This window comes from Pelomonas sp. Root1237, from assembly GCF_001425055.1.
In the GTDB taxonomy this organism is placed as follows: Bacteria; Pseudomonadota; Gammaproteobacteria; order Burkholderiales; family Burkholderiaceae_C; genus Pelomonas.
The window spans coordinates 1-340 of the sequence record NZ_LMDK01000015.1 but is presented as its reverse complement, the minus strand read 5'-3'; the positions used below and the strand labels follow the sequence as shown (position 1 = coordinate 340).

The window sequence follows — 340 nt, the reverse complement described above, 5'->3', positions numbered from 1 at the left end:
TCAGGATCATCGCCTGCAGGACGTTGACCATCTGGGCGATGGTGGTCATGGGGACCCGCTCCGCATGCTGATGGAAGATGTGGAAGTTGAGTGCCGCCACSAGCGCGTCGCGCAGGGAGTTCTGCTGGAACAGCCCGCCCCTGGGGTTCACTTCGTCATACCAGGTGCCCCACTCGTCGATCATCAATCCGATCTTCTTCTCGGGGTCGTGTTTGTCCAGCACGGCCACGTGGTCCTTGATCAGCTGATCCATCTTCAAGGTATTGGCCAGGGTCGAGATCCACTCGCCTTCCTTGAAGCCGAGGTCCTTGCCCTTGACGTCCCAGTTGCCGGTCGGGAC

1 protein-coding gene is annotated in these 340 nt (G+C 60.2%); it reads right to left on the bottom strand.

Features of this window, described 5'->3' with window-relative positions; all coding sequences use genetic code 11:
* The coding region (locus ASC91_RS30650; protein WP_327082881.1) for an alpha-L-arabinofuranosidase C-terminal domain-containing protein at positions 1-340 on the bottom strand (340 nt) is incomplete at both ends.